Source organism: Streptomyces sp. NPDC044003 (assembly GCF_056435185.1).
In genome coordinates, this window is the sequence record NZ_JBWKFA010000014.1 from 149,950 (window position 1) to 174,401 (window position 24,452).

Annotated in this window: 24 protein-coding genes; 18 read left to right on the forward strand and 6 right to left on the reverse strand. The window is 71.4% G+C overall.

All coding sequences use genetic code 11. The annotated features are described in order from the left end of the window. Positions 1 to 472: 472 nt before the first annotated feature. Positions 473 to 1,972: an alpha/beta hydrolase gene (locus AC07AW_RS36820; protein ID WP_478819809.1), complete on the forward strand. Its 1,500-nt coding sequence runs from the start codon at positions 473 to 475 to the stop codon at positions 1,970 to 1,972. 73 nt (positions 1,973 to 2,045) lie between these two features. Here AC07AW_RS36820 and murQ read toward each other — a convergent pair whose 3' ends face one another. Together murQ and AC07AW_RS36830 are read right to left on the reverse strand one after the other, a co-directional pair. Next, positions 2,046 to 2,981, reverse strand: a complete 936-nt coding sequence (murQ, locus tag AC07AW_RS36825) for an N-acetylmuramic acid 6-phosphate etherase (RefSeq protein ID WP_478819810.1) — start codon at positions 2,979 to 2,981, stop codon at positions 2,046 to 2,048. Positions 2,982 to 3,034: 53 nt separating this feature from the next. Beyond that, on the reverse strand, positions 3,035 to 3,952 hold the full coding sequence (locus AC07AW_RS36830; protein WP_478819811.1) for a MurR/RpiR family transcriptional regulator: 918 nt from the start codon (positions 3,950 to 3,952) through the stop codon (positions 3,035 to 3,037). 160 nt (positions 3,953 to 4,112) lie between these two features. Here AC07AW_RS36830 and AC07AW_RS36835 point away from each other — a divergent pair, with 160 nt between their 5' ends. Continuing rightward, entirely contained in the window at positions 4,113 to 4,469 is a 357-nt protein-coding gene (locus tag AC07AW_RS36835; RefSeq protein ID WP_351180124.1) for a hypothetical protein, read from the forward strand. A gap of 13 nt (positions 4,470 to 4,482) precedes the next feature. Beyond that, positions 4,483 to 4,752 (forward strand): DUF4031 domain-containing protein, encoded by a 270-nt coding sequence (locus AC07AW_RS36840; protein ID WP_478819812.1) that lies wholly within the window; start codon positions 4,483 to 4,485, stop codon positions 4,750 to 4,752. A gap of 26 nt (positions 4,753 to 4,778) precedes the next feature. Here AC07AW_RS36840 and cpt read toward each other — a convergent pair whose 3' ends face one another. From cpt to AC07AW_RS36860, 4 genes are all read right to left on the reverse strand, one after another. Further along, positions 4,779 to 5,303: a chloramphenicol phosphotransferase CPT gene (gene cpt / locus AC07AW_RS36845; protein WP_478819834.1), complete on the reverse strand. Its 525-nt coding sequence runs from the start codon at positions 5,301 to 5,303 to the stop codon at positions 4,779 to 4,781. A gap of 54 nt (positions 5,304 to 5,357) precedes the next feature. Next, entirely contained in the window at positions 5,358 to 5,663 is a 306-nt protein-coding gene (locus AC07AW_RS36850; RefSeq protein WP_478819813.1) for a putative quinol monooxygenase, read from the reverse strand. Positions 5,664 to 5,696: 33 nt separating this feature from the next. Next, positions 5,697 to 6,899: a Cmx/CmrA family chloramphenicol efflux MFS transporter gene (locus tag AC07AW_RS36855; protein WP_478819814.1), complete on the reverse strand. Its 1,203-nt coding sequence runs from the start codon at positions 6,897 to 6,899 to the stop codon at positions 5,697 to 5,699. Positions 6,900 to 7,037: 138 nt separating this feature from the next. Continuing rightward, entirely contained in the window at positions 7,038 to 7,769 is a 732-nt protein-coding gene (locus tag AC07AW_RS36860; RefSeq protein ID WP_478819815.1) for an HD domain-containing protein, read from the reverse strand. A gap of 145 nt (positions 7,770 to 7,914) precedes the next feature. Here AC07AW_RS36860 and AC07AW_RS36865 point away from each other — a divergent pair, with 145 nt between their 5' ends. From AC07AW_RS36865 to AC07AW_RS36935, 15 genes are all read left to right on the forward strand, one after another. Next, positions 7,915 to 9,351 carry an MFS transporter gene (locus tag AC07AW_RS36865; protein ID WP_478819816.1) on the forward strand — a complete coding sequence of 479 codons (1,437 nt, stop codon included), beginning with the start codon at positions 7,915 to 7,917 and terminating at the stop codon, positions 9,349 to 9,351. A gap of 82 nt (positions 9,352 to 9,433) precedes the next feature. Further along, the gene (locus AC07AW_RS36870) at positions 9,434 to 10,603 is read left to right on the forward strand and encodes a trans-sulfuration enzyme family protein (RefSeq protein ID WP_478819817.1); all 1,170 of its coding nucleotides are present in this window, start codon (positions 9,434 to 9,436) and stop codon (positions 10,601 to 10,603) included. A gap of 102 nt (positions 10,604 to 10,705) precedes the next feature. Further along, positions 10,706 to 11,245, forward strand: a complete 540-nt coding sequence (locus tag AC07AW_RS36875) for a MaoC family dehydratase (protein ID WP_478819835.1) — start codon at positions 10,706 to 10,708, stop codon at positions 11,243 to 11,245. A gap of 95 nt (positions 11,246 to 11,340) precedes the next feature. After that, on the forward strand, positions 11,341 to 12,183 hold the full coding sequence (locus AC07AW_RS36880) for a class I SAM-dependent methyltransferase (protein ID WP_478819818.1): 843 nt from the start codon (positions 11,341 to 11,343) through the stop codon (positions 12,181 to 12,183). Next, entirely contained in the window at positions 12,180 to 13,223 is a 1,044-nt protein-coding gene (locus AC07AW_RS36885; protein ID WP_478819819.1) for a methyltransferase domain-containing protein, read from the forward strand. Before AC07AW_RS36880 ends, AC07AW_RS36885 begins: the two co-directional genes overlap by 4 nt. Before the next feature lie 21 nt (positions 13,224 to 13,244). Beyond that, positions 13,245 to 14,138 (forward strand): diiron oxygenase, encoded by an 894-nt coding sequence (locus tag AC07AW_RS36890; RefSeq protein ID WP_478819820.1) that lies wholly within the window; start codon positions 13,245 to 13,247, stop codon positions 14,136 to 14,138. A 31-nt stretch (positions 14,139 to 14,169) separates the two neighbouring features. Continuing rightward, entirely contained in the window at positions 14,170 to 15,042 is an 873-nt protein-coding gene (locus tag AC07AW_RS36895; protein ID WP_478819821.1) for a class-II aminoacyl-tRNA synthetase family protein, read from the forward strand. Position 15,043: 1 nt separating this feature from the next. After that, positions 15,044 to 15,499, forward strand: coding sequence for a holo-ACP synthase (acpS, locus tag AC07AW_RS36900; RefSeq protein WP_369145677.1), 456 nt, complete (start codon positions 15,044 to 15,046; stop codon positions 15,497 to 15,499). An 18-nt stretch (positions 15,500 to 15,517) separates the two neighbouring features. Further along, positions 15,518 to 15,769: a phosphopantetheine-binding protein gene (locus AC07AW_RS36905; RefSeq protein ID WP_369145678.1), complete on the forward strand. Its 252-nt coding sequence runs from the start codon at positions 15,518 to 15,520 to the stop codon at positions 15,767 to 15,769. After that, positions 15,766 to 16,974 carry a methionine adenosyltransferase gene (metK, locus tag AC07AW_RS36910; RefSeq protein WP_478819822.1) on the forward strand — a complete coding sequence of 403 codons (1,209 nt, stop codon included), beginning with the start codon at positions 15,766 to 15,768 and terminating at the stop codon, positions 16,972 to 16,974. Before AC07AW_RS36905 ends, metK begins: the two co-directional genes overlap by 4 nt. Before the next feature lie 5 nt (positions 16,975 to 16,979). After that, entirely contained in the window at positions 16,980 to 17,963 is a 984-nt protein-coding gene (locus AC07AW_RS36915) for a carbohydrate kinase family protein (RefSeq protein WP_478819823.1), read from the forward strand. 10 nt (positions 17,964 to 17,973) lie between these two features. Further along, positions 17,974 to 21,432, forward strand: coding sequence for a methionine synthase (gene metH / locus AC07AW_RS36920; RefSeq protein ID WP_478819824.1), 3,459 nt, complete (start codon positions 17,974 to 17,976; stop codon positions 21,430 to 21,432). Further along, positions 21,429 to 22,292: a methylenetetrahydrofolate reductase [NAD(P)H] gene (gene metF, locus AC07AW_RS36925; RefSeq protein ID WP_478819825.1), complete on the forward strand. Its 864-nt coding sequence runs from the start codon at positions 21,429 to 21,431 to the stop codon at positions 22,290 to 22,292. Before metH ends, metF begins: the two co-directional genes overlap by 4 nt. A 22-nt stretch (positions 22,293 to 22,314) precedes the next feature. Continuing rightward, on the forward strand, positions 22,315 to 23,703 hold the full coding sequence (ahcY, locus tag AC07AW_RS36930) for an adenosylhomocysteinase (RefSeq protein WP_478819826.1): 1,389 nt from the start codon (positions 22,315 to 22,317) through the stop codon (positions 23,701 to 23,703). A gap of 6 nt (positions 23,704 to 23,709) precedes the next feature. Then, entirely contained in the window at positions 23,710 to 24,372 is a 663-nt protein-coding gene (locus tag AC07AW_RS36935; protein ID WP_478819827.1) for a maleylpyruvate isomerase family mycothiol-dependent enzyme, read from the forward strand. The last annotated feature ends 80 nt before the right edge of the window (positions 24,373 to 24,452 follow it).

Genomic DNA, 24,452 nt, shown 5'->3' on the forward strand with positions numbered 1-24,452 from the left:
AGGGTTCCGTGTTTGCCCCGGCGGCATTAGACGTTCACCCGATGGCATTGTCAGTGGCGGAGGCCACAATTCCGGAGCTGGGCGGGATTACGGCGAAAAGGTTTGTGGGTGGCGAGATTTCGCCTACGCTTCCTGCTTTGAGTCATCAACCGCCCGAGCGATGCAGGCTGTTCAAGCGGCGCAGGTGGGGTGATGACCGGGTGGCCATTTCTCAGGTGCCCCCGTCAGGCCGATGGTCTCGAACCGGTTCAGGCTCACCTGGGCGAACGCGCGCTGCACTTCGCATGAGAGGAGCAGGGCGTCCTCGCCAGGAGGGCCAGGACGTCCGCGATGTACTCCGGGTGGGTCCCGTACGACTCGTGCGCGCTCATGCCGGTAGTCAAGCAGGCCCGGGCGTACGGGGGTTGCCCCCACCCCCGACCCGCCCGCCTGCCGGATGGGGCGGGAAGCCCCGGTCCGCGAGGCTGTGCGCATGACAACGAATCGTGGACGCAAGGCCCTGATGCTCGCTCTCTCCGTCGCCGCCGTCGCCGGCGTCGGACTCGTGGGAGGCGGCGTCGCGCCCGCCGCCGCGGCCTCCGGTCTCGGGTGGCACGACTGCGACCCCGCCGTGAAGCCGCTGCCGGGCCAGCAGTGCGCCACGCTCTCCGTGCCCCTCGACTACGCCGATCCCGAGGGCGAGCAGATCGGGCTCGCCGTGGCCCGGCTGCCCAGCACCCGGCCCGAGGTGCGGCGCGGGACGCTCATGGTCATCCCCGGCGGGCCCGGGAGCTCCGGGGTGCAGCGGCTCGGGCAGAAGGGGGCCGCCCTCGCGAAGGAGATGAACGGCGCCTACGACCTCGTCGCCTTCGACCCGCGCGGCGTCGGCGGTTCCGCCAAGGCCCGCTGCGGCTTCGACGAGGCCGACCGGCGCCTCGTGACCCTGCGGTCCTGGCCCGCCGCCGACGGCGGCATCGGCGAGAACGTGGCCCGCTCGCGCCGGATGGCCGAGGCCTGTGCGCGCAACGGCGGTGCGATGGTGCGCAGTCTGACCACCGCCAACCAGGTGCGGGACCTCGACCGGCTGCGGCAGGCGCTCGGCGAGCGGAAGCTGTCCGCGTGGAGCGTCTCGTACGGCACGTACGTCGCCGCCGTCTACGCCCAGAAGTTCCCGGAGCGCACCGACCGCTGGGTCCTCGACAGCAGCTCCGACCCCGACCCGAAGCGCGTCGCCCGCGGCTGGCTCGCGGGCATGGCGCGCGGCGCCGAGGACCGCTTCCCCGACTTCGCCGCCTGGGCCGCCCACCCGGACCGCGCCAAGGACGGGCTGCGCCTCGCCGAAAGCGCCGAGGACGTACGGCCCTTGTTCCTCGGCCTCGCCGCCCGGCTCGACCGGGAGCCCAAGGCGTCGGCCACCTCCGGTGTGCCGCTGACGGGTACGGTCCTTCGCCAGGCCCTTCAGCAGGCCCTCTACTCCGACGCCTCCTTCCCGGCCCTCGCCCGTCTCATGTCCCAGGCCCTCGACCCGGCCGGCGTGCCCGTGCTGCCGCCCGAGCTGGCCGGGCCCATGCCCGACGAGGCGGCGACCGTCAGCGTCGGCGTGATCTGCAACGACGTGGACTGGCCCCGTTCCGTACCGGCGTACGAGCGGGCCGTCGCCGCCGACCGGGAGCGCTACCCGCTGACCGCCGGCATGCCCGCCAACATCACGCCCTGCGCCTTCTGGAAGGGCGGCGCGGTGGAGAAGCCGACCCGGATCACCGACCGGGGGCCGTCGAACGTCCTCATGATCCAGAACCTGCGCGACCCCTCGACCCCGCTCTCCGTCGGGCTGAAGATGCGCGAGGCCTTCGGTGACCGGGCGCGCCTCGTCTCGGTCGACAAGGGCGGCCACGGGGTCTACCTCGGCAACGGGAACGCGTGCGGCGACAGCGCCGTGACCCGCTTCCTCACGGAGGGCGTGCGGCCGGAGACGGACGTCCTCTGCCGGTGACGACGAGCTGAAGGGCCCGGCCGGCTCGGTGATGGGCCACAGCTCGCACGCGCGAGGTCTGCGGCGGGCACCCCTACGCGGTGGTCCCGGGCGCGTGCAGCGCCGTACGCAGGTGACCCTGGGACGCGGTCAACCGCTGCTCGGCGGTCTTGGCATCGATGTCGGCGAGGATCATCAGGATCGCGGTCTTCACCTCGCCGTCGGCGGCGGCGAGCGCCGTCTCGATCTGCTCGTCCGGCGCGCCGGTGGCCAGGGCGACGATCCGCCGCGAGCGGGCCTGGAGCTTCTCGTTGGAGGCGCGGACGTCGACCATCAGGTTTCCGTAGGTCTTGCCGAGGCGGATCATCGTGATGGTCGAGATCATGTTGAGGACGAGCTTCTGGGCGGTGCCGGCCTTGAGCCGGGTGGAGCCGGTGAGGAACTCGGGCCCGGGGACGACCTCGATGCCGTGCTCGGCGGCGGCGGCGAGCGCGCTGTCCTCGTTGCAGGAGAGGCCGATGGTGAGCGCGCCGAGGGCGCGGGCGTGCTCGACGGCACCGATGGCGTACGGGGTGCGGCCGGAGGCGGAGATGCCGACGACGGTGTCGTCGGCGGTGAGCCCGAGGGCGTCCAGGTCGGCGGCGGCGAGCTCGCGCGAGTCCTCCGCGCCCTCGACGGCCTGGACCATGGCGGTCGGACCGCCCGCGATGAGGCCGACGACCTGTGAAGGGTCGGTGTTGAAGGTGGGCGGGCATTCGCTGGCGTCGAGGACGCCGAGACGGCCCGCGGTGCCGGCGCCCATGTAGACGAGGCGTCCGCCGCGGGCCATCCGCTCGGCGGTGGCGTCGATGGCGGCGGCGATGGCGGGGAGCTGCCGGGCGACGGCCTCGGGAACGGTCCGGTCCTCGCCGTTCATGGTGCGGGCGATGTCCAGGGTGGGCAGCTGGTCGATCTCGGCGAGCTCGGGGCGGAAGGCCTCGGTGGTGAGGGTGGCCAGCTGGGCGCGGAGTTCGGAGTACGAGGTGGACACAGGGGCTCTTTCGGGACGGCGGCGTCGTCGGCGCCGGTTCTGGCGGGTGTTGGTCAGCGGGTGCGGGGGGAGTGGCGGTGGGCGAGGGCTTCGTACGAGGCGGCGAGGGCAGGGGCCGCCGTCTCGTACGTGCGCTGTGTGACGCAGGTGAACAGGCAGTCCACGACCAGGAGTTGGCTGGTTCTGGACGACATGGCCGCGGGGCGAAGTTCGCTCTCGCGGGCGGTGGAGGTGGTCAGTACGTGGTCGGCGTACTGGGTGACGGGGCCGTCCGGGCGGCCGGTGATGGCGACCGTGGTGGCGCCGTGGTCGAAGGCCACCCGGAGCGGTTCTATGACGTCGCCGGTGGAGCCGGAGTGGGTGATGGCGATGGCGACGTCGCCGGAGCGGAGCTGCACGGCGTTGGTGACGGCGAGGTGCGGGTCGCTGTGGGCGTGCGCGATCAGGCCGATCCGGAGCAGCTTCTGGCCGAGGTCCTGGGCGACGAGGCCGGAGGCGCCGACGCCGTAGATGTCGATACGGCGGGCGGTGGCGAGGGCGGCGACGGCGGCGCCGAGCTGGACGGTGTCGAGGCCGGCGGCGGTGTCGGCGAGGGTCTGCTGCTCGTCGTAGGCCAGCTTGGCGACGACGTCGGCGATCGGGTCGTCGACGGCGATGTCGGCGGTGACGGCGGGGGCGCGGCCGGACTGCTGCTGGGCGGCGAGGCCGGCGAGGGCGAGGCGGAGGTCGCGGTAGCCGGGGTAGCCGAGGAGCCGGGCGGTGCGGACGACGGTCGCCTCGCTGGTGCCGGTGAGCTCGGCGAGGCCGGTGACCGTGAGCGCGGCGCAGCCGGCCGGGTCTCCGGCGACGGCCTCGGCGACCCGCTGCATGGAGCGGGTCATGGACGGTGCGAGGGTGCGCACCTTGGCGGCGAGGGCGGCGGGGGCGGGGGGCGCGTCGCTGGTGAAACTTTCCTTCACGTCATTGGTCACAAGTGAAAGATACTTTCGGCGGGGTGGGGCGACAAGACCCCGTGGCTCCCGGAAAGAAGGGACGTACGGAGGTACTTGTGGATGGCCCTGCGGAGGGCCTCTGGAGGGGACCTTCGGAGGGGGCCTTCGCCCTTCCCCCCGGTCGGGTGACAATGAGTGCATGGACGACATCGACCCCGTGGAGCAGGCGCTGCATGCCGCCCGCGCGCTGGTTCTGGCCGACCTGGTGGCCCGGCAGGTGGCCGCCGCAGAGGTCGTGTCGATGGTGGAGGACGCGGTGACCCACCGGCGCTGGTGGGTCGAGCAGTGGCCCGAGGGGGTGTCGTACGTCGCCGGGCTCGTCGCCCAGGACGTGCAGGACGCCCTGCTCGAACGGTACGGACGCTGGCCGCTCTGCCCCGTCTGCGCCTCGGGCGACCCGCACGCCCTCGACGTGGAACCGGAACTCGGCCCGGACCCGCACTGGGTCTGCGGCAAGCAGGGCGTGGTGGTGGCCCCGGTGGGCGGCCTGACGTGACGGGAGTGCCGGCGTGAGCCTCTACATCGACCCGCCGACCTGGCCGGGGCACGGCCGCATGTGGTCGCACCTGGTGAGCGACGTCTCCTTCGACGAGCTGCACGCCTTCGCCGCCTCGATAGGAGCCCCGCCGCGGGCCTTCGAGCGGGACCACTACGACATCCCCTCCGACCGGTACGCGGACGCGGTGGCGGCGGGTGCGATCGAGGTCGGCTCGAAGGAACTCCTCCGCCACCTCACGGGGGCGGGCCTCAGGCGACCGAAGGGCCGCCCGGTCGCCTAGGGGGCAGGGGCCAGGGGGCCAGGGGGCTAGGGGGTGACCCGGGCGGCGATGGCGCGGGCGCAGTCCAGGGATTCGGTACGGGTCGTGTCGACCTCCAGGTCGTACTCCACGCCCTCGTGCACGATCCCCGCCTGCTGTGCGGCCATCCCGACGGTCCGGTCGCCGCGGGCGATCTCCCGCCCCTCGGCGACGGCGCTCTCGCACCGGACGGCGACCCAGAGCACGGGCAGGTCGCCGAGGGCCTCGCGCCAGCGCTGCTGGGAGGCGGCGCCGCCGAGGAAGACGTCGTCGACGACGATCCTGGCGCCGGCCCGGGCCATCGCCACGAGCCCTCCGGCCCAGGCGGCCTCCAGCTCCCGGAAGCCGGCCCCGACGCCGACCCCGCCGTCCGCGTCGAACACGATCCCGTCGTCGGAGTCCTGCATCTTCGCGGGCAGGGCGTCGACGAACGAGTCGACGCCGAACGCCAGCCAGGGCTCGGGGAGTACGGCCTGCAGGCACCGTACGATCCCGGACTTCCCCGAGCTGGACCCACCGTTGAGGATGATCATCCGCGTCGTCACCGCGCCACCCTAGGCGGCTCGGCCGGGCCCCGCACCGCATTTTCAACCGACCCGCACGAGCACCGTCTCCTCGGGCGGCCCGCTGAGCAGCTCCGGCCCGGCGGCCATCGCCGCCGCGAGGTGCGGGCTCCTCAGGTGCGCCTCGAAGGCCTCCCGGTCCGCCCATTCCTCGACGACGATCCAGGACCCGGGCTCGACCGGGTCCTGGTACGGCCGGTACGACAGGCATCCCGGCTCGGCCAGCGTCGGCTCGACGAGCGACAGCGCCATCTCCCGTACGGCCTGCTCCTTGCCGTCCGCGGCACGGAGGCGTGCGATGAGGGTGATGGCGGTGGTGCCGGCGGTCATGGTTTCCCCCGTTGGTCGTCGTGTACGGACTGCTCAGCGGGACGATACGACCTTCTGCTCCTGCGGTATGCCCGAAGTGACCACGCGGGACGTGGACTTGTGGAGCCTGAGGGCCACCGCCGCCGTCGCCAGGCCCAGGGCCGTCATGGCGGCGCCCGCCCAGGCCGTGGAGGCGTAGCCGAGGTCGGCGTCGATGACCGTGCCGCCGAGCCACGGGCCGCCGGTGTTGCCGAGGTTGAAGGCGGCGGTGGTGGTGGCGCCCGCGAGGGTGGGGGCGGCGCCGGCGACGTTGAACATGCGGGCGTTGAGGGCGGGGGCGGTGTAGAAGGCGGAGACGCCGAGGAGGAAGGCGAGCAGGACCGTGACGACGGGGCTGGACGCGAAGACGGCCAGGACGATCAGGAACACGGTCGAGGCGGCGATGCCGCTGAGCAGCACCCCGAAGAGGTGGGCGTCGGCGACGCGGCCGCCGATCGTCGTACCGACCAGGGCGCCGACGCCGAAGAGCCCGAGCACGGCCGAGACCCAGCTCTCGTCGAGGCCGGAGACGTCGGTGAGGAGCGGGGCGAGGTAGGAGAAGGCGCAGAAGACGCCGCCGGCGGCGAGCGCGGTGATCAGGACGGAGAGCAGCACCTGCCGGTCCCGGTAGATGACCAGCTCGCTCTTGAGCCGGGGCTTGGTCGCGGGGAGCGGGATGTGCGGGATGCGGGTGACGACGCCGACGAGCGCGATCGCGGAGGCCACGCCGACCGCCCAGAACGCCGAGCGCCAGCCGAGGTGCTCGCCGAGGAACGCGCCGGCGGGGACGCCGAGGACGTTGGCGATGGAGAGCCCGCCGATCATGACGGCCATCGCCTTGGCCCGGGAGCCGACCGGGACCATCGCGATGGCGACGGCCGCGCCGACCGCCCAGAACCCGGCGCAGGCGAGCGCGCTCACCACGCGGGAGACGAAGAGCACCGCGTAGTTCGGCGCGAGCGCACCGGCGACCTGCCCGAGCCCGAAGACGGTGATCAGCGCGACCAGCGTCGTCTTGCGCGGCAGCCGGAGCGTGGCGACGGCGAGCAGCGGCGCGCCGACGACCATGCCGATCGCGAACGCGGAGATGAGAAGCCCGGCGCGGGGGATGGAGACGTTCATGTCCTCCGCGATGGGCGGCAGGAGTCCGGACAGCATGAACTCGCTCGTGCCGAGCGCGAAGACCGAAAGACCGAGGATGTAGACGGCCAGCGGCATACGGGTGGGGGGTATTGCTTCCGTGGGGGTGAGGGCGGCGGATGTCGTGTGCTCGGCTGAGGGAGACGGCATGACATGCGTCAACCTGCGGTTTGTGCCTGTCATTCCATGAGCGGCCGACTTCTCGGGATGTGAGGCTCACGGGCCGGCCGTCAGCTCCGCCAGTTCCCGTTCCAGGTTTTCGCGGGCCTTCTCCTCCCAGGCCGCCGCGCCGTACGGGGTGCGGAAGAGGCGGGGGAGGCCCAGGAGGTGGCGGAGGATGGTGGCGCGGCCTTCGCGGAAGGCCGGTTCCGGGACGAAGGCGTACTCCTCGCGGACCGCGGCCGTATACCCCTGGTAGGTATTCGGGGCGGTGGCTAGGATCGCGAGGTCCGCGTCGCAGAGGGTCTCGCCGTTGAGGTCGCCCGTGGCCGGGTCGTGGGTGATCGTGAGGCGGACCAGGCGGGCCACCTCCGTCACCTCGTGCGCGGTGAGGCCCGCTTCGGCGAGGGCCTTTTCGGCCAGGGCCGCCGAGCGTTCCTCGTTCTCCGAGCGGTCCGGGCGGTAGACGGCGTCGTGGAACCAGGCCGCGAGCCGTACGAGTTCCAGCTCGCCGCCCTCCCCGCCCTGGTCGGCGAGCTCGTCGATGCGGTCGAGGACCGCCGCCAGGTGGGTGACCGTGTGGTAGCGGCGCTGGGGTTCGGCCCAGCGGGACAGCAGGTTCCGGCCGTACGGGGCGGGGTCGGGGCCCTCCCGGCCGGCGCGGGCGGCGCGCAGCGTGGTGTTCCAGCGTCGGAGCAGATCCCGGTCGCGCTCTTCGTCGGCGGTGGGCCCGTGCTGCGGCTGTTCGTCGGCGGTGGGCCCGTGCTGCGGCTCTTCCTCGGCGGTCATGGGGGCATTCTGCCCGGCCCGGGGTGCGGAGGGAGTGCTTCCCACGCGCCCTCATCCCACTCTTACATACCCCCCATGGGTATGCTACGGTGCTCGGCACAGGTACCCCCTAGGGGTATGCAGCAGCGAGTGAAGGGTCAGGGCAATGTCAACCGTCAATCCCCGGCGCTGGTGGGCACTTGTCGTGCTCGCCGCCGCTCAGTTCATGGTCATCATGGACACCTCGATCATCGGAGTCGCGCTCCCCGAGATGCAGAAGGACCTGGGCTTCTCGCAGAGCGAGCTCCAGTGGATCTTCAACGCCTACGTGATCGTCTTCGGCGGCCTGCTGCTCCTCGGCGGACGCCTCTCCGACCTCGTCGGAGCCCGCAAGATCTTCGTCTCCGGCTGGGCCGTCATGATCGCCGGTTCGGTCGTGGCCGCCGCCGCGCAGACCGCCTGGGTCGAGATCGTCGGCCGCGCCGTCCAGGGCGTCGGCGGCGCGCTCATCGCGCCCTCCGCCATGACCCTGCTCATGATGCTCTTCATGCACGACCCGAAGGAGCTCGGCAAGGCGATGGCGCTCTACGGCGCCGCGGCCCCCGCCGGCGGCACCGCGGGCGTGTTCCTCGGTGGTGTCTTCACCGAGTGGGTGAGCTGGCAGTGGGTCTTCATCATCTACATCCCGATCGGCCTCGCGACCCTCGCCGCGACCAAGCTCCTCCCGAACGTCGAGTCCCGCCGCGGCTCCGTCGACATCCTCGGCGCCGTCGCCGTCACCGCCGGTCTCGCGCTCGCCGTCTTCGCCGTCGTCCGCGCCCCCGAGGTCGGCTGGGGCGCCACCGCCACCATCCTGGAGCTCGTCGGCGCCGCCGTGCTCCTGATCCTGTTCCTCGTCATCCAGAAGAGCATCCGCGAGCCGCTCATGCCGCTCAGCGTCTGGCGGGTCCCCCGCCTCGGCTCGGCCAACCTGGCCATGACGCTGCTCGGCGCCGCGTGGATCCCGATGTGGTACTTCCTCAACCTGTACCTCCAGCAGGTCCTGGGCTTCGGCGCCTTCGAGTCCGGTGCCGCGCTCCTCCCGATGACCGTGCTCCTCATGATCTTCATGACGGCCATCACGGCCCGGCTCATGATGAAGGTCGGCGCCAAGCCGCTCATCGCGGGCGGTCTGCTGGTCCTCGCGGCCGGCCTGGTCTGGCTCGCGGCCGTCGAGCCCACCGGCACCTTCCTCGTCGACGTCCTTCCGGCCTCGCTGGTCGCCGCGCTCGGCATGTCCCTCGCCTACATCCCGACGATGATGAGCGCGATGTCCGGCGCCCCGCAGGAGCAGGCGGGTCTCGCCTCCGGCATCGTCAACACCACCTACAACGTCGGCTCCGCGCTCGGCCTCGCCGCGCTCACCGCCGTCGCCATGTCCCAGGGCGCCGACCAGCTCGGCAACCTCCCGAAGCTGACCGACGGCTTCTCCTCCGCCTTCATCGGCGCCGCGATCATCGCCGCCGTCGGCGGTGTCATCACCCTCCTTGTCATGAAGAGCGACAAGGCGGTCGCGGCCGAGGCCGCCGCCCCCGCGCCGCAGGGCGAGAAGGTCTCCGCCTGATCCCCGCCCCGAAGGGGCCGCCCGATGTCCGCCCCCGGACGTCGGGCGGCCCCTTTCCCGTATCCGGAAAGGAAACAGCGTCGTGGAACTGAACACCCGTGCCGTGCACGTCGTCAACGAGCCGTTCCCCAGCGGCAGTCGGCCGCTCTCCGTGCCCCTCGTCCAGTCCTCCGCCTTCGCCTTCGACTCCGCCGCCGAGCTCGCCGACGCCATGGCCGACCCCGACGGCCGGTACGTCTACAGCCGCCGCGGCAATCCGACCGTCCGCGCCCTGGAGCAGACCCTCGCGGGGCTCGAATCGGGGGCCGGGGCCATCGCCTTCGCCTCCGGCATGGGCGCCGTCAGCGGCGTGCTCCTCGCCCTGCTCAAGCCCGGTGACCGGGTCGTCGCCCAGCGGTGTCTGTACGGGGGTACGCACGCCGTCCTGGCGGACCTCGCCGAGCGGTACGGGATGGAGGTCGTACGGATATCCGGCGACGACCCGGCCGAGTTCGAGGCCGCCGCCGTCCACCCCGCCACCCGGCTCCTCGTCCTGGAGACGATCGCCAACCCCACCGGCCGGGTCCCGGACCTCCCCGGCCTGCTCGCCGCGGCCCGCGCCCTCGGGGTGACGAGCCTGGTCGACAACTCGCTCGCCTCACCCGTCCTGTGCCGCCCCCTGGAGCTCGGCGCCGACATCGTCGTGCACTCCACCACCAAGTACCTCTCCGGGCACTCCGACGTCCTCGGCGGCGCCGCCGTCTTCGCCGACGACGCGCTGCGCCGCCGGGTCTGGCCCCGCACGGTCGAACTCGGCGCCTGCGCCGACCCGTTCGCCGCCTGGCTCACCCTGCGCGGGATCCCCACGCTGCCCCTGCGGATGCGTGAGCACTGCGCCAACGCCGCCGCCCTCGCCGAGCTGCTCGCGGCCCACGCCGGCGTCACGGCCGTCCACCATCCCTGGCGCCCGGACCACCCCTCGTACGACACCGCCCGGAAGGTCCTCGCCGGCGGCGGCGGGCTGCTCTCCTTCGAGCTCGCCGGGGGCCGGGAGGCGGGCCGGGCCTTCATCGAACGCGTACGGCTGGCGAAGCTCGCGCTGTCGCTGGGCGGTGTGGAGACGCTCGTCGCCCATCCCGCGTCCACCTCCCACCGCGAGCTGGACGCGGACGCCCTCGAGGCCGCCGGGATCGCCCCCGGTCTCGTACGGATGTCCGTCGGGATCGAGGACGTAGAGGACCTGTGGGGCGACCTGGAGCAAGCCTTGCGATGAAGGGCCCTTCGGGTCCTTCTTTTGGGTTGACAAAATAAATGGTCGATTCGTAGATTGGGGGATGCCAGGAAACGTTGACTCCTAGGTCAAGGGGGGCGCGTGATGCGCTACTTCGAGGACTTCCGGCCCGGCGACATCCATGAGCTGGGCACCGTCACCGTCACGGCGGAGGAGGTGCTGGAGTTCGGCAGGCGCTTCGACCCGCAGCCCTTCCACACGGACCCCGAGCTCGCCAAGGACTCCCCGTTCGGCGGCCTGATCGCGAGCGGGTTCCACACCCAGGCGATGTTCATGCGGCGCTACGTCGACGGACTGCTCGCCTACAGCGCCTGTACGGGCTCGCCCGGCATTGACGAGGTCCGCTATCTGCGACCCGTCCGCCCGGGCGACGTCCTCACCGCGCGCGTCGAGATCCTCGGCTCCACCCCGTCGCCGTTCCATCCCGCCACCGGCACCGTCAAGCCGCGGTGCACGCTCGTGGCCGCCGACGGGACGGCCGTGTTCAGCATGATCCTGCACAGCATCTTCCGCCGGCGCCCCGCCGACTCCGAGGCCGACCATCTGTCGTCGATGCCCGCGGCCGAGGACCCCGTCGCCTGCGTGCGACCGGCCAAGACCTGTGTCCCGGCCATGAGCGCCTGACGGACCGTCCGACGAACCGTCCTTCGTCGCACGACCCGTCGGGCCCTGAACACGGCCGTCCGAATCACCAGACACCAACCGAAGGGGGACCTCCTGTGGAGGCCGTATCCCGCACCGCCCAGTGGACCGCCGCCGCGCGCGCCCTGGAGACCGAGCGCGAGGACCGGCTGTTCGCCGATCCCTACGCGCGCACCGTCGCCGACGAGACCGGCTTCGAACTGCTCGCGCGCTACGACGGGGGCGGCATCGTGCCGTTCCTCGCCATCCGCACCACCTACCTCGACCGGGCCGTCGTGAAGGCGGTGGAGGAGCGCGGCATCCGCCAGGTCGTCTTCCTCGCCGCCGGCATGGACACCCGCTTCTTCCGGCTGCCCTGGCCCGACGGCGTCACCGTCTACGAGCTCGACCGCCCGGCTCTCCTGGAGACCAAGGCCGAGATGCTCAAGGACGAGCCGCAGCCCGCGGGCCGCACCCGGATCGCCGTCCCCGTGGACCTCACCCAGGACTGGACCGGCCCCCTGAAGGAGGCCGGCTGGAAGAGCGAGGAGCCCGTCCTGTGGGTGGTCGAGGGCCTGCTGTTCTTCCTGCCCGAGCAGGCCGTACGGACCCTGATCTCGACCCTCTCCGCGCACGCCGCGCCCGGCTCCGTGCTGCTCGGCGACGTCATCTCGAAGTCCGCCCTGGAGAACCCCCTCGCCCGCACCTTCATGAGCGCGCTCAAGGAGGACGGCAACCCGTGGCTCTTCGGCACCGAGGAGCCCGAGGAACTGCTCGCCGACTGCGGCTGGGCCGTACGGGAGGTCAAGCAGCCCGGTGAGGAAGGCGCCCACTTCGACCGCTGGCCCTACCCGGTGCCGGCCCGCTCCGTGCCGCGCGTCCCCCGCTCGTTCCTCTTCACCTGCGACCTGCCGACGTACGAGGAGGAGAAGGCCGCATGAGCGCCCACGACTTCCACCAGAAGGTCATCACCGACGCCGGCGCGGCCGTCCGCGGCCTGACCGTCGCCCTCGGCGAGCGCCTCGGGCTCTACAAGGCCCTCGCCGAGCACGGCCCGCTCACCGCCGCCGCCCTCGCCGACAGGACGGGCACGAACGAGCGCTACATCGAGGAGTGGCTGCACGCCCAGCTCTCCGCCGGGTACGTCGAGCGGCACCCCAGCTCCCGCACGTACACCCTGCCCGCCGACCACGTCGAGGTCCTCGCCGACCCGAAGGCCGTGACGTACGCCGCCGGGTTCTTCACCGCCCTCAAGGCGCTGTACGCCACCGAGGACCTGCTCGTCGAGGCGTACCGCACCGGCGACGGCGTCGGCTGGGCCGAGCACGACGCGGCCCTCGACACCGGCATGGGCTCCTTCTTCCAGCCCACCTACGAGCACAAGCTCGTCCCGGACTGGCTGCCCGCCCTCCACGAGGTCACCGGCAAGCTGGACGCCGGCGGCACCGTCGCCGACGTCGGCTGCGGCGTCGGCCACACCACCCTCCTCATCGCGAAGGCCTTCCCGAACGCCACCGTCCACGGCTTCGACTACTCCGAGGAGGCCATCTCGATCGCGCGGGAGCTCGCCGAGGAGGCCGGTCTCTCCGACCGCGTCGTCTTCGAGGTCGCCTCCGCCGACGACTACCCCGGCTCCGGCTACGACCTGGTGTGCTTCTTCAACGCCCTGCACGACATGGGCGACCCGGTCGCCGCCGCCCAGCACGTCCACAAGTCCCTCGACGCGGACGGCACCTGGATGCTCGTCGAGTCCAACGTCTCCCCGCAGGACATCGACACCCAGACCCCCGCCGCCCGCATGTTCATGGCCCTGTCCGCCGTGATGTGCCTGCCCGTCGCCGTCGCGCAGCGCGGCCCGCACGCGCTGGGCAACCACTCCGGCGAGAAGGCCTTCCGTGCCATCGCCGAGGAGGCCGGCTTCACCCGCTGGCGGCGCGCCACCGAGACCCCCGTGAACGCGGTCTACGAAGTCCGCCCGTAACCCCCGCGAAGGAGCCAGACCATGGGCGTGACAGCCCCCCTCCCCGTCACCGACCGCTTCATGGAGGTCCTCAGCCGCCTCAGCGAGCGTTCGGTCGAGGACTACTACAACCCGTACCAGACCTTCCAGTGGCCCGAGACGCTGGAGGAGAACCGCTTCTGGATGACGCCGGAGCTGCTCACCGTCTACGGCACCGAGCACTACGACACCCTCGGTGAGGAAACGCTTCAGCGCCTGTCGAAGTGGGAGTCCATCAACTTCTACAGCCTCAATGTGCACGGCATCCGCGAGCTCCTCATCGAGGTCGTCGGCCGCATCCACATGCCCGGCTTCGAGGTCCCCTCGGACTTCTTCCACCACTTCATCGGCGAGGAGAACGAACACATGTGGTTCTTCTCCGAGTTCTGCCGGCGCTACGGCCACAAGATCTACGGCTCCACCGCCATGCGCGCCGACGCCGCCTGGGAGCCCGAGGTCGAGAACTTCCTCGTCTTCACCCGCATCCTCTTCTTCGAGGAGCTCGTCGACCACTACAACTCCCGGATGGCGAAGGACCCTTCGCTCTGCCACACCATCCGTGAGGTCAACCGCATCCACCACCAGGACGAGTCCCGCCACATCGCCTTCGGGCGCGAGCTGGTCTCCCTGCTGTACCAGCGGATGTGCCAGGCCGTGAGCGCCGAACGGGTCCGCGAGGTCGAGGCGTACCTCAAGCGGTACGTCGTCTACAGCACCAACTCCCTCTACAACCCCCACGTGTACAAGGACGTCGGCATCGCCGACCCGCTCGGCCTGCGCAACGCGCTGATCGCCGACGAGTCCCGACGCGCCCACGAGCGCAAGGCGATCCGCAAGCCGCTCTCCTTCTTCCTGAAGACCGGCATCTTCTCCGACGACACCCTGCCCGTCCTCTGAGCGACACCCTCACCCGAGAGGTGCACCGACCATGACCTTGACGACCACCGAGAAAGGCGTCGGGTCCGCCACGGGCCTGCCCTCGCTCGGCCCGGAGGGGACCCGCCTGCTGCGGCTCCTCGACGACACCTTCGAGGGCTGGGGGGTGGCCGCGGGCGCCCGCCCCATGACCATGCCCCCGCTCCTCCCGGCCGCCGACCTGGCCAAGCTCGACTACTACGACAACTTCCCCCACCAGGCCGTCGTCGCCGCCCCGCTCGACCTGGAGCGCCGCGCGACCACGCCCTTCGACGCCACCGCCGGCCGCTTTCCGAGCGACGCACTCGAACCCGCCGCGCTCGGACTGCCCTCGGCGTCCTGCTACGCCGTCTACCTGACCCACCAGGGCACCCAGGTCGCCGACGACACCCTCGTCACGATCTGCTCCTGGTGCTTCCGCAAGGAGACGCACTACGAGGGCATGCGGCGCCAGCTCGGCTTCCGCATGCGGGAGATCGTCGCCATCGGCGGCCGTGAGCACGCCGAGAACCACCTCGCCGAGTTCACCACCCGCATCCAGTCCTTCGCGAAGGCGCTCGACCTGCCGCTGCGCAGGGAGGCCGCCTGCGACCCCTTCTTCGACAAGGGCAGCTCCAAGGCGGTCCTCCAGCGGCTCACCCCGGTGAAGTACGAGTTCCTGTACGAGGACCTGGCGATCGCCTCGGTCAACACGCACCGGAACTTCTTCGGCGAGCGCTGCGACATCACCCTGGCGTCGACCGGCGGACCGGCCTTCACCAGCTGTGTCGCCTTCGGCCTGGAGCGCTGGCTGTCGGCGCTGACCCGGCGCCACGGCAGCTGGGAGTCCGCCGAGCGGGCCGTCCTCGACGCCGGTGCGAGTGGCGCGGCCGGGCCGGTGATCTGACGTGCCGGCCCGTCCCGCCGCCCCGCCGGCGGGCGGCCTGGGGTGGGCGAACCTCGGCATGGACATCGTGTCCGTCAACCGTGTCCGCAGGCTCCTCGCCCAGTACGGGGAGCGGTTCTTCGAGCGGATGCTCACTCCCGGCGAGCTCGCCGACTGCCGCACCTCCTCCGGGCTCGACGTCCTGAGCCTGTGCGGGCGGATCGCGGCGAAGGAAGCGGCGTTCAAGACCTTACGGGTCCGAGGCAGGTTCCTGCCGTGGCCGGACATCGTCGTGCGGCGCTCCGAGGGCGGCTGGCCGCTCGTGGAGCTGCACCGGGCGGCCGCCGAGATGGCCGCCGAGTCCGGCATCACCGAGATCACCGTGTCCATCAGCCACGACGTGGACTACGCGGTGGCCGTGGCCGCCCCGATCATCGCCCCCACCCCTTCCGTATCCAGCACCTCAATCGAGCAGTAGCGAACAAGGAGAGCAACCATGGCCGACGGCCTGCAGACGGTGAAGAACTGGATCCTCGAGCGTCACCCCGAGCGCGACGACATCGCCGCCGACCTCGACCTGATCGAGAACCGGCTCATCGACTCGCTGTCCTTCGTCGAGTTCGTCTTCCTCCTGGAGCAGGAGAGCGGCACCGCCATCCAGATGGAGACCCTGGAGGTCGACTCCATCCGGACCCTCGGCGCCATCGAGCAGCACTTCTTCAAGACCCCGGCGGAGGCCCAGGCATGAGCCGTCGCCTCTTCACCTCGGAGTCCGTGACCGAGGGCCACCCCGACAAGATCGCCGACCGGATCAGCGACACCATCCTCGACGCGCTGCTCGCCGAGGACCCCCACTCCCGGGTCGCCGTCGAGACGCTGATCACCACCGGTCAGGTCCACATCGCCGGCGAGGTCACCACCTCCGCGTACGCGCCGATAGCCCAGCTGGTGCGCGACGCCGTCCTCGACATCGGCTACGACTCCTCCGCGAAGGGCTTCGACGGCGCCTCCTGCGGTGTGTCGGTGTCCATCGGGGCGCAGTCGCCGGACATCGCGCAGGGCGTCGACACCGCGCACGAGGCGCGCGTCGAGGGCGTGGACGACGAGCTGGCGGCCCAGGGCGCCGGCGACCAGGGCCTGATGTTCGGCTACGCCTGCGACGACACGGCCGAGCTGATGCCGCTGCCGATCGCGCTCGCCCACCGCCTGTCGCGCCGGCTCACCGAGGTCCGCAGGAACGGGACCGTGCCGTACCTGCGCCCGGACGGCAAGACGCAGGTCACCATCGAGTACGACGGGGACCGCCCGGTCCGCCTCGACACGGTCGTCGTGTCCTCGCAGCACGCGGCGGACATCTCCGTGGAGGGCCTGCTGACGCCGGACGTCCGCGAGTACGTCGTCGAGCACGTCCTCAAGCAGCTCGTCGAGGAGGGCGTCAGCCTGGAGTCCGACGGCTACCGGCTCCTGGTCAACCCGACCGGGCGCTTCGAGGTCGGCGGCCCGATGGGCGACGCCGGACTCACCGGCCGGAAGATCATCATCGACACGTACGGCGGGATGGCCCGGCACGGCGGCGGCGCCTTCTCCGGCAAGGACCCGTCGAAGGTGGACCGCTCGGCGGCGTACGCGATGCGCTGGGTCGCGAAGAACGTCGTCGCGGCCGGCCTGGCGAAGCGCTGCGAGGTGCAGGTCGCCTACGCGATCGGCAAGGCGGAGCCCGTCGGCCTCTTCGTGGAGACCTTCGGCACCGGCACCCTCCCGGACGAGAAGATCCAGGCGGCCGTGAGCGAGGTCTTCGACCTCCGCCCGGCGGCGATCATCCGCGACCTGGACCTCAAGCGGCCGATCTACGCGGCGACGGCGGCGTACGGCCACTTCGGCCGCGAGCTCCCCGAGTTCACCTGGGAGCGCACGGACCGCGTGGAGCGGTTGAAGAAGGCAGCGGGGGTCTGAGGGAGATGCGTATCGCTGTCACGGGATCCATCGCGACCGACCATCTGATGACCTTCCCCGGCTGGTTCAGCGAGCAGCTGCTCGCCGACCGGCTCGACCGGGTCTCCCTGTCGTTCCTCGCCGACAACCTGGAGGTCAGGCGCGGCGGAGTGGCAGCGAACATCGCCTTCGGACTCGGTGTCCTCGGCCTGCGGCCCGCCCTCGTGGGCGCGGTCGGCTCCGACTTCGAGCCGTACCGGGTCTGGCTGAAGGACCACGGCGTGGACACCGACTCGGTGCGCGTCAGCGAGTCGCTCCACACCGCCCGCTTCGTCTGTACCACCGACCGGGCCCAGAACCAGATCGCCACCTTCTACGCCGGTGCGATGGCCGAGGCGCGCGAGATCGACCTCCGCGAGGTCGTCGCGCGCACCGGCCGCCTGGAGCTGGTCCTGGTCTCCCCGGACGACCCCGAGGCCATGCTCCGGCACACCCGCACCTGCCGTGACCTGGGGATCCCCTTCGCCGCCGATCCGTCGCAGCAGCTGGCGCGGCTCGACGGGGAGCAGGTGCGGGAGCTGGTGGACGGGGCCCGGTTCCTGTTCACCAACGAGTACGAGACGGCTCTCCTCCTGGAGAAGTCCGGGTGGACGGAGGCGGAGGTGCTGCGCCGGGTCACCACCTGGGTCACCACCCACGGCGAGGCCGGCGTACGCATCCGCGGCGAGGGTCGCGACCCGCTCGCCGTGCCGGCCGTCGAGGTCCCGGCGGTCGTGGACCCGACCGGTGTCGGGGACGCCTTCCGGTCCGGCTTCCTCGCGGGCTGGCTGTGGGGGGTGCCGGAGCGGTGCGCGGCGCAGCTGGGCTGCGCGGTCGCGGCGACCGTCCTCGATTACGTGGGGACGCAGGAGTACCGGCTGCACCGGGACTCCCTCCTGGACCGGATCCGCACGACGTACGGCGTCGGCTGCACGGCGACGCTCGTCACCCATCTGAGGGGGCTGTCATGAGGGGGCCGGCATGAGGCCGTCGCTGAGGGAGGAGTTCGCCAGGCGGGTCGTCGTCGCCGACGGCGCGATGGGCACCATGCTCCAGGCCGCCGATCCGTCGATGGAGGACTTCCGGCAGCTGGAGGGCTGCAACGAGATCCTCAACCTCACCCGCCCCGACATCGTCGCCTCCGTCCACGACGCCTACTTCTCGGTCGGCGTGGACTGCGTCGAGACCAACACCTTCGGCGCGAACCTGGCCGCGCTCGCCGAGTACGGCATCGAGAACCAGGTGTACGAGCTGTCCGAGGCCGGCGCCCGGATCGCCCGCGCCTCCGCCGACGCCCACACGGCCCTCGACGGCCGCCCCCGCTGGGTCCTCGGCTCCATGGGGCCCGGTACGAAACTGCCGACCCTGGGCCACGTCACGTACGAGCCCCTCCGCGAGGCCTTCCAGCAGAACGCCGAGGGCCTGATCCGCGGCGGCGCCGACGCCCTGCTCATCGAGACCTCGCAGGACCTGCTCCAGACGAAGGCGGCCGTCATCGGCGCCCGCCGGGCCCTGGACTGGGTCGGCGTCGACCTGCCGGTCATCGTGCAGGTCACGGTGGAGACGACCGGCACGATGCTGCTCGGCTCGGAGATCGGGGCCGCCCTGACGGCCCTGGAGCCGCTCGGCATCGACATGATCGGTCTGAACTGCGCGACGGGCCCGGTGGAGATGGCCGAGCATCTGCGGCACCTCTCCCGGCACGCCCGGATCCCGATCTCGGTCATGCCGAACGCGGGCCTGCCGGTGCTGACCTCCGACGGCGCCCATTACCCGCTGTCGCCGACCGAACTGGCCGACGCCCAGGAGCAGTTCGTACGGGACTACGGCCCGGTCCTGGTCGGCGGCTGCTGCGGTACGACCCCGGAGCACCTGCGGGAGATCGTGGAGCGGGTGCGGGGCGCGGCCGTCCTCGACCGGCGACCGGTCGCCGAACCCGGCGCGTCGTCCCTGTACAGCCATGTGCCGTTCCGCCAGGACACCGCGTACCTGGCGATCGGCGAGCGGACCAACGCCAACGGCTCGAAGAAGTTCCGCGAGGCCATGCTGGAGGGCCGCTGGGACGACTGTGTCGAGATGGCCCGCGACCAGATCCGCGAGGGCGCGCACATGCTCGACCTGTGCGTCGACTACGTGGGCCGGGACGGCGCCGCGGACATGACGGAGCTGGCGGGGCGGTTCGCGACCGCGTCGACGCTGCCGATCGTGCTCGACTCCACCGAGGTGGGGGTGCTGCGGGCCGGCCTGGAGAAGCTGGGCGGCCGGGCGGTCGTCAACTCGGTGAACTACGAGGACGGCGACGGACCCGAGTCGCGGTTCGCACAGGTCACGGCGCTCGCCAAGGAGCACGGCGCGGCGCTGATGGCGCTGACGATCGACGAGGAGGGGCAGGCGCGGACGGTCGAGGCGAAGGTCGCGATCGCCGAGCGGCTCATCGAGGACCTCACCGGCACCTGGGGGATCAGGGAGTCGGACATCCTGATCGACACTCTCACCTTCACCATCTGCACGGGCCAGGAGGAGTCGCGGGGCGACGGCATCGCCACGATCGAGGCGATCCGCGAACTGAAGCGCCGCCACCCGGACGTCCAGACGACCCTGGGTCTGTCGAACATCTCCTTCGGGCTCAACCCGGCGGCGCGGATCGTCCTCAACTCGGTCTTCCTCGACGAGTGCGTCAAGGCGGGCCTGGACTCGGCGATCGTCCACGCGTCGAAGATCCTGCCGATCGCCCGCCTGGAGCCGGAGCAGGTCGAGGTCGCGCTCGACCTGATCCACGACCGCCGGCGGGAGGGCTACGACCCGCTCCAGCGGCTCCTGGAGCTGTTCGAGGGAGCGACGGCGAAGTCCCTCAAGGCGGGGAAGGCGGAGGAGCTCCTCGCGCTGCCGCTTGAGGAGCGCCTGAAGCGGCGGATCGTCGACGGCGAGAAGAACGGCCTGGAGGCCGATCTGGACGCGGCGCTGGGTGAGCGGCCGGCCCTTGAGATCGTCAACGACGTGCTCCTGGACGGCATGAAGACGGTCGGCGAGCTCTTCGGCTCCGGCCGGATGCAGCTGCCGTTCGTGCTCCAGTCCGCCGAGGTCATGAAGACGGCGGTGGCGTATCTGGAGCCGCACATGGAGAAGTCGGACGCGGAGGGCAAGGGCACGATCGTGCTCGCCACCGTCCGCGGCGACGTCCACGACATCGGCAAGAACCTCGTCGACATCATCCTGTCCAACAACGGCTACAACGTCGTCAACATCGGCATCAAGCAGCCGGTGTCCGCGATCCTGGAGGCGGCCGAGGAGCACGCGGCGGACGTCATCGGCATGTCGGGCCTCCTGGTGAAATCCACGGTCATCATGAAGGAGAACCTGGAGGAGCTGAACGGCCGCGGACTGGCCGCCAAGTACCCCGTGATCCTCGGCGGGGCGGCCCTGACCAGGGCCTACGTCGAGCAGGACCTCCACGAGCTGTACCGGGGCGAGGTCCGGTACGCCCGCGACGCCTTCGAGGGCCTGCGCCTCATGGACGCACTCATGGGCGTCAAGCGGGGCGTCCCCGGAGCCGTACTGCCTCCGCTCAAGCAGCGGCGGGTGGCCCGGAAACCGCTGGTGGTGGAGGAGGCCCGGGAGCCCGAGCCGCCCGGCCGCTCCGACGTCGCCGCCGACAACCCCGTACCCGAGCCCCCCTTCCTCGGGACCAGGGTCACCACCGGCATCCCGCTCGCCGAGTACGCCCCCTGGCTCGACGAGACCGCCCTCTTCAAGGGCCAGTGGGGACTCAAGGACGCCGCGACCATCGAGACGGAAGGCCGGCCGCGCCTGCGGGCCCTGCTCGACCGGATCGAGCGCGAGGGCCTCGTCGAGGCAGCCGTCGTCCACGGCTGGTTCCCCTGTGTGTCCAAGGGCGACGACCTGATCGTCCTGGACGAGGACGGAGGCGAGCGGACCCGCTTCTCCTTCCCCCGTCAGCAGCGGGGCCGCCGCCTCTGCCTGGCCGACTTCCACCGCGCCGAGGACTCCGGCGAGGTGGACGCGGTCGCCTTCCAGGTCGTCACCGTCGGATCGAGGATCGGGGAGGAGACGGCCCGGCTCTTCGCCGCCGACGCCTACCGCGACTACCTCGAACTCCACGGCCTCTCCGTCCAGTTGGCGGAGGCGCTCGCCGAGTACTGGCACGCGCGGGTGCGCGCCGACTGGGGCATCGGCGAGGGAGACCCCGCCGGCATGGAGGGCATGTTCCGCACCGAGTACCAGGGCTGCCGCTACTCCCTCGGCTACCCGGCCTGCCCCGACCTGGAGGACCGGGCGAAGATCGCCGCGCTGCTCCGGCCGGAGCGGATCGGGGTCGTGCTGTCGGAGGAGTACCAGCTGCATCCCGAGCAGTCGACGGACGCGATCGTCGTCCACCACCCGGAGGCGAGCTACTTCAACGCGGGAGGCCGACGCCTGTGACCCCCACGTATTCGTTCGAGTTCTTCCCGCCGAAGACGGACCGGGGCGAGCAGACCCTGTGGGACGCGATCCGGCGGGTCGAGGCCCTGAAACCGGACTTCGTGTCGGTGACGTACGGGGCGGGCGGCTCGTCCCGCGACCGGACCATCGACGTCACGAAGCGGATCGTCACCGAGACCACCCTGCGGCCCGTCGCCCATCTGACGGCCGTCGGCCACTCGGTCGCCGAGCTGCGGGCCATCATCGGCGCGTACGCGGACGCCGGCGTCCGGGACGTGCTCGTGCTGCGCGGCGACCCGCCGGGTGATCCGCGCGGCACGTGGACGCCGCACCCGCAGGGCTTCACGTACGCGTACGAGCTCGTGGAACTGGTGCGCTCGCTGGGCGAGTTCCGCATCGGGGTGGCGGCCTTCCCGGAAGGTCATCCGAGGTCTCCCGACTCCAGGAGCGACCTCGCGCACTTCCTCGCGAAGTGCAGGGCGGGCGCCGACTACGCCATCACGCAGATGTTCTTCGACCCCGAGGACTACCTGCGGCTACGGGACCGGGTCGCCGCCGCCGGCTGCGACACCCCGATCATCCCGGAGATCATGCCGGCCACCGACGTACGCCAGATCCGGCGTTTCGCCGAGCTGAGCGACGCGGCCTTCCCCGAGGACCTGGCGCACCGCCTGGAGGCGGCGAAGGACGACCCGGCGGCCTCGTACCGCATCGGGGTCGAGTACGCGACGGCGATGGGCCTGCGGCTGCTCGACGAGGGCGCGCCCGGCCTGCACTACATCACGCTCAACAAGTCGACGGCGGCCCTGGAAATCCACCGAACCATCCTGAGTGCAAGGAGAGTTGCAGCGCATGTCTGATGTCACTGATTTCTCTGACACTGTGTTTTCCGACTACAAGGTCGCCGACATCTCGCTGGCCGAGTTCGGCCGCAAGGAGATCACCCTCGCGGAGCACGAGATGCCGGGCCTGATGGCGATCCGCCGCGAGTACGCGGAGACGCAGCCGCTGGCGGGAGCCCGTATCACCGGCTCCCTCCACATGACGGTGCAGACGGCCGTCCTCATCGAGACCCTGGTCGCGCTCGGCGCCGAGGTCCGCTGGGTGTCCTGCAACATCTACTCGACGCAGGACCACGCGGCCGCCGCGATCGCCGCCGCCGGGATCCCGGTCTTCGCCTGGAAGGGCGAGACCCTGGAGGAGTACTGGTGGTGCACGGAGCAGGCCCTGACCTGGCCGGGCGCCGACGGCCCGAACATGATCCTCGACGACGGCGGCGACGCGACGCTGCTCGTCCACAAGGGTGTGGAGTACCAGAAGACGGGGGAGCTGCCCGAGGCCTCCAACGAGGAGCTGGCGGTCGTACGCGCCCTCCTGGAGACCATGACCCTGGACTGGTCGACGATCGCGGCCGGCATCCGGGGCGTCACGGAGGAGACGACGACGGGCGTCCACCGCCTGTACGAGATGCACCGCGAGGGAGCGCTGCTCTTCCCGGCGATCAACGTGAACGACGCCGTGACGAAGTCGAAGTTCGACAACAAGTACGGCTGCCGGCACTCCCTCGTCGACGGCATCAACCGCGCCACCGACGTCCTCATCGGCGGCAAGACGGCCGTCGTCTGCGGCTACGGCGACGTCGGCAAGGGCTCGGCGGAGTCGCTGCGCGGCCAGGGCGCCCGCGTCATCGTCACCGAGATCGACCCGATCTGCGCGCTCCAGGCGGCGATGGACGGCTACCAGGTCGCCACGCTGGAGGACGTGGTGGAGACGGCCGACATCTTCATCACGACCACGGGCAACAAGGACATCATCATGGCGTCCGACATCGCCCGCATGAAGCACCAGGCGATCGTCGGGAACATCGGGCACTTCGACAACGAGATCGACATGGCGGGCCTGGCGCAGATCCCGGGGATCGTGAAGGACGAGGTGAAACCGCAGGTCCACACGTGGACGTTCGAGGACGGCAAGGTCGTCATCGTGCTGAGCGAGGGCCGGCTCCTGAACCTCGGCAACGCGACCGGGCACCCGTCCTTCGTGATGTCGAACTCGTTCGCGGACCAGACGCTGGCGCAGATCGAGCTCTTCACGAAGACGGCCGAGTACCCGGTGGGCGTGTACACCCTCCCCAAGCACCTGGACGAGAAGGTCGCCCGCCTCCACCTCGACGCCCTGGGCGTCCGCCTGACGACCCTCCGCCCCGAGCAGGCGTCGTACATCGGGGTCCCGGTGGAGGGCCCGTACAAGCCGGACCACTACCGCTACTGAGCCGGCATGTGTACCGAACGTGACCCGTGGCTCCCGGACCGGCTCCTCCGCACGGAACGGGACCTGCTGATGCCGCTCCTCCGGCGGACCCCGGAAGAGGCGTACGAGCTCCGCACCGCTTGCCCCGGCTGGACCGCCCGGCAGGTCCTCGCCCACTGCGGGGCGGCGCTCGTCCGGATCGTCGAGGACCGCCTGGAGGAAGGCGTCTTCCTGCCGGAGGCCAACGCCTGCGACGTCGCGGACCGGGAGGATTGGCCGCTCGACCGGATCCTGGACGAGCTGGAACGCGGCCTCACCGAGGCGGGCCCGGTGATCGCGGCCCGCGAGGACGGCCGGCTCGACGCGGTGGCGCTGGGGGAGTGGGTCCACGCCGGAGACGTACGGGAGGCCTTCGGCGAGCCCGGCGCGTACTGCGGCGCGGCGCTCGACCTGGCGCTGCCGCTCCTGTCGGTGACCAGCCGCCGCCGGGAGACGCCGCGCCTCGTCGGCGTCCTCGCGGACCGCGACGACCACCCGGTGGCCCTCGGCAACGAGATCGAGGGCCGGCCGGCGGCGCGGTTCCACGGGGACGCGGCGACGCTGATCCGGATCTACTCGGGGCGGCCGCTGGTCCGCACCCGCTACGAACTGACCGGCGCGACAGAACACGAACTCCTCATCTACCGCTGACTGCCCCGTGTGGGACCCGCGCCCGGCTGGACGGCACCCCGCCCGTGTGGGACCCGCGCCCACGCTGGGCGGTGCCCCCC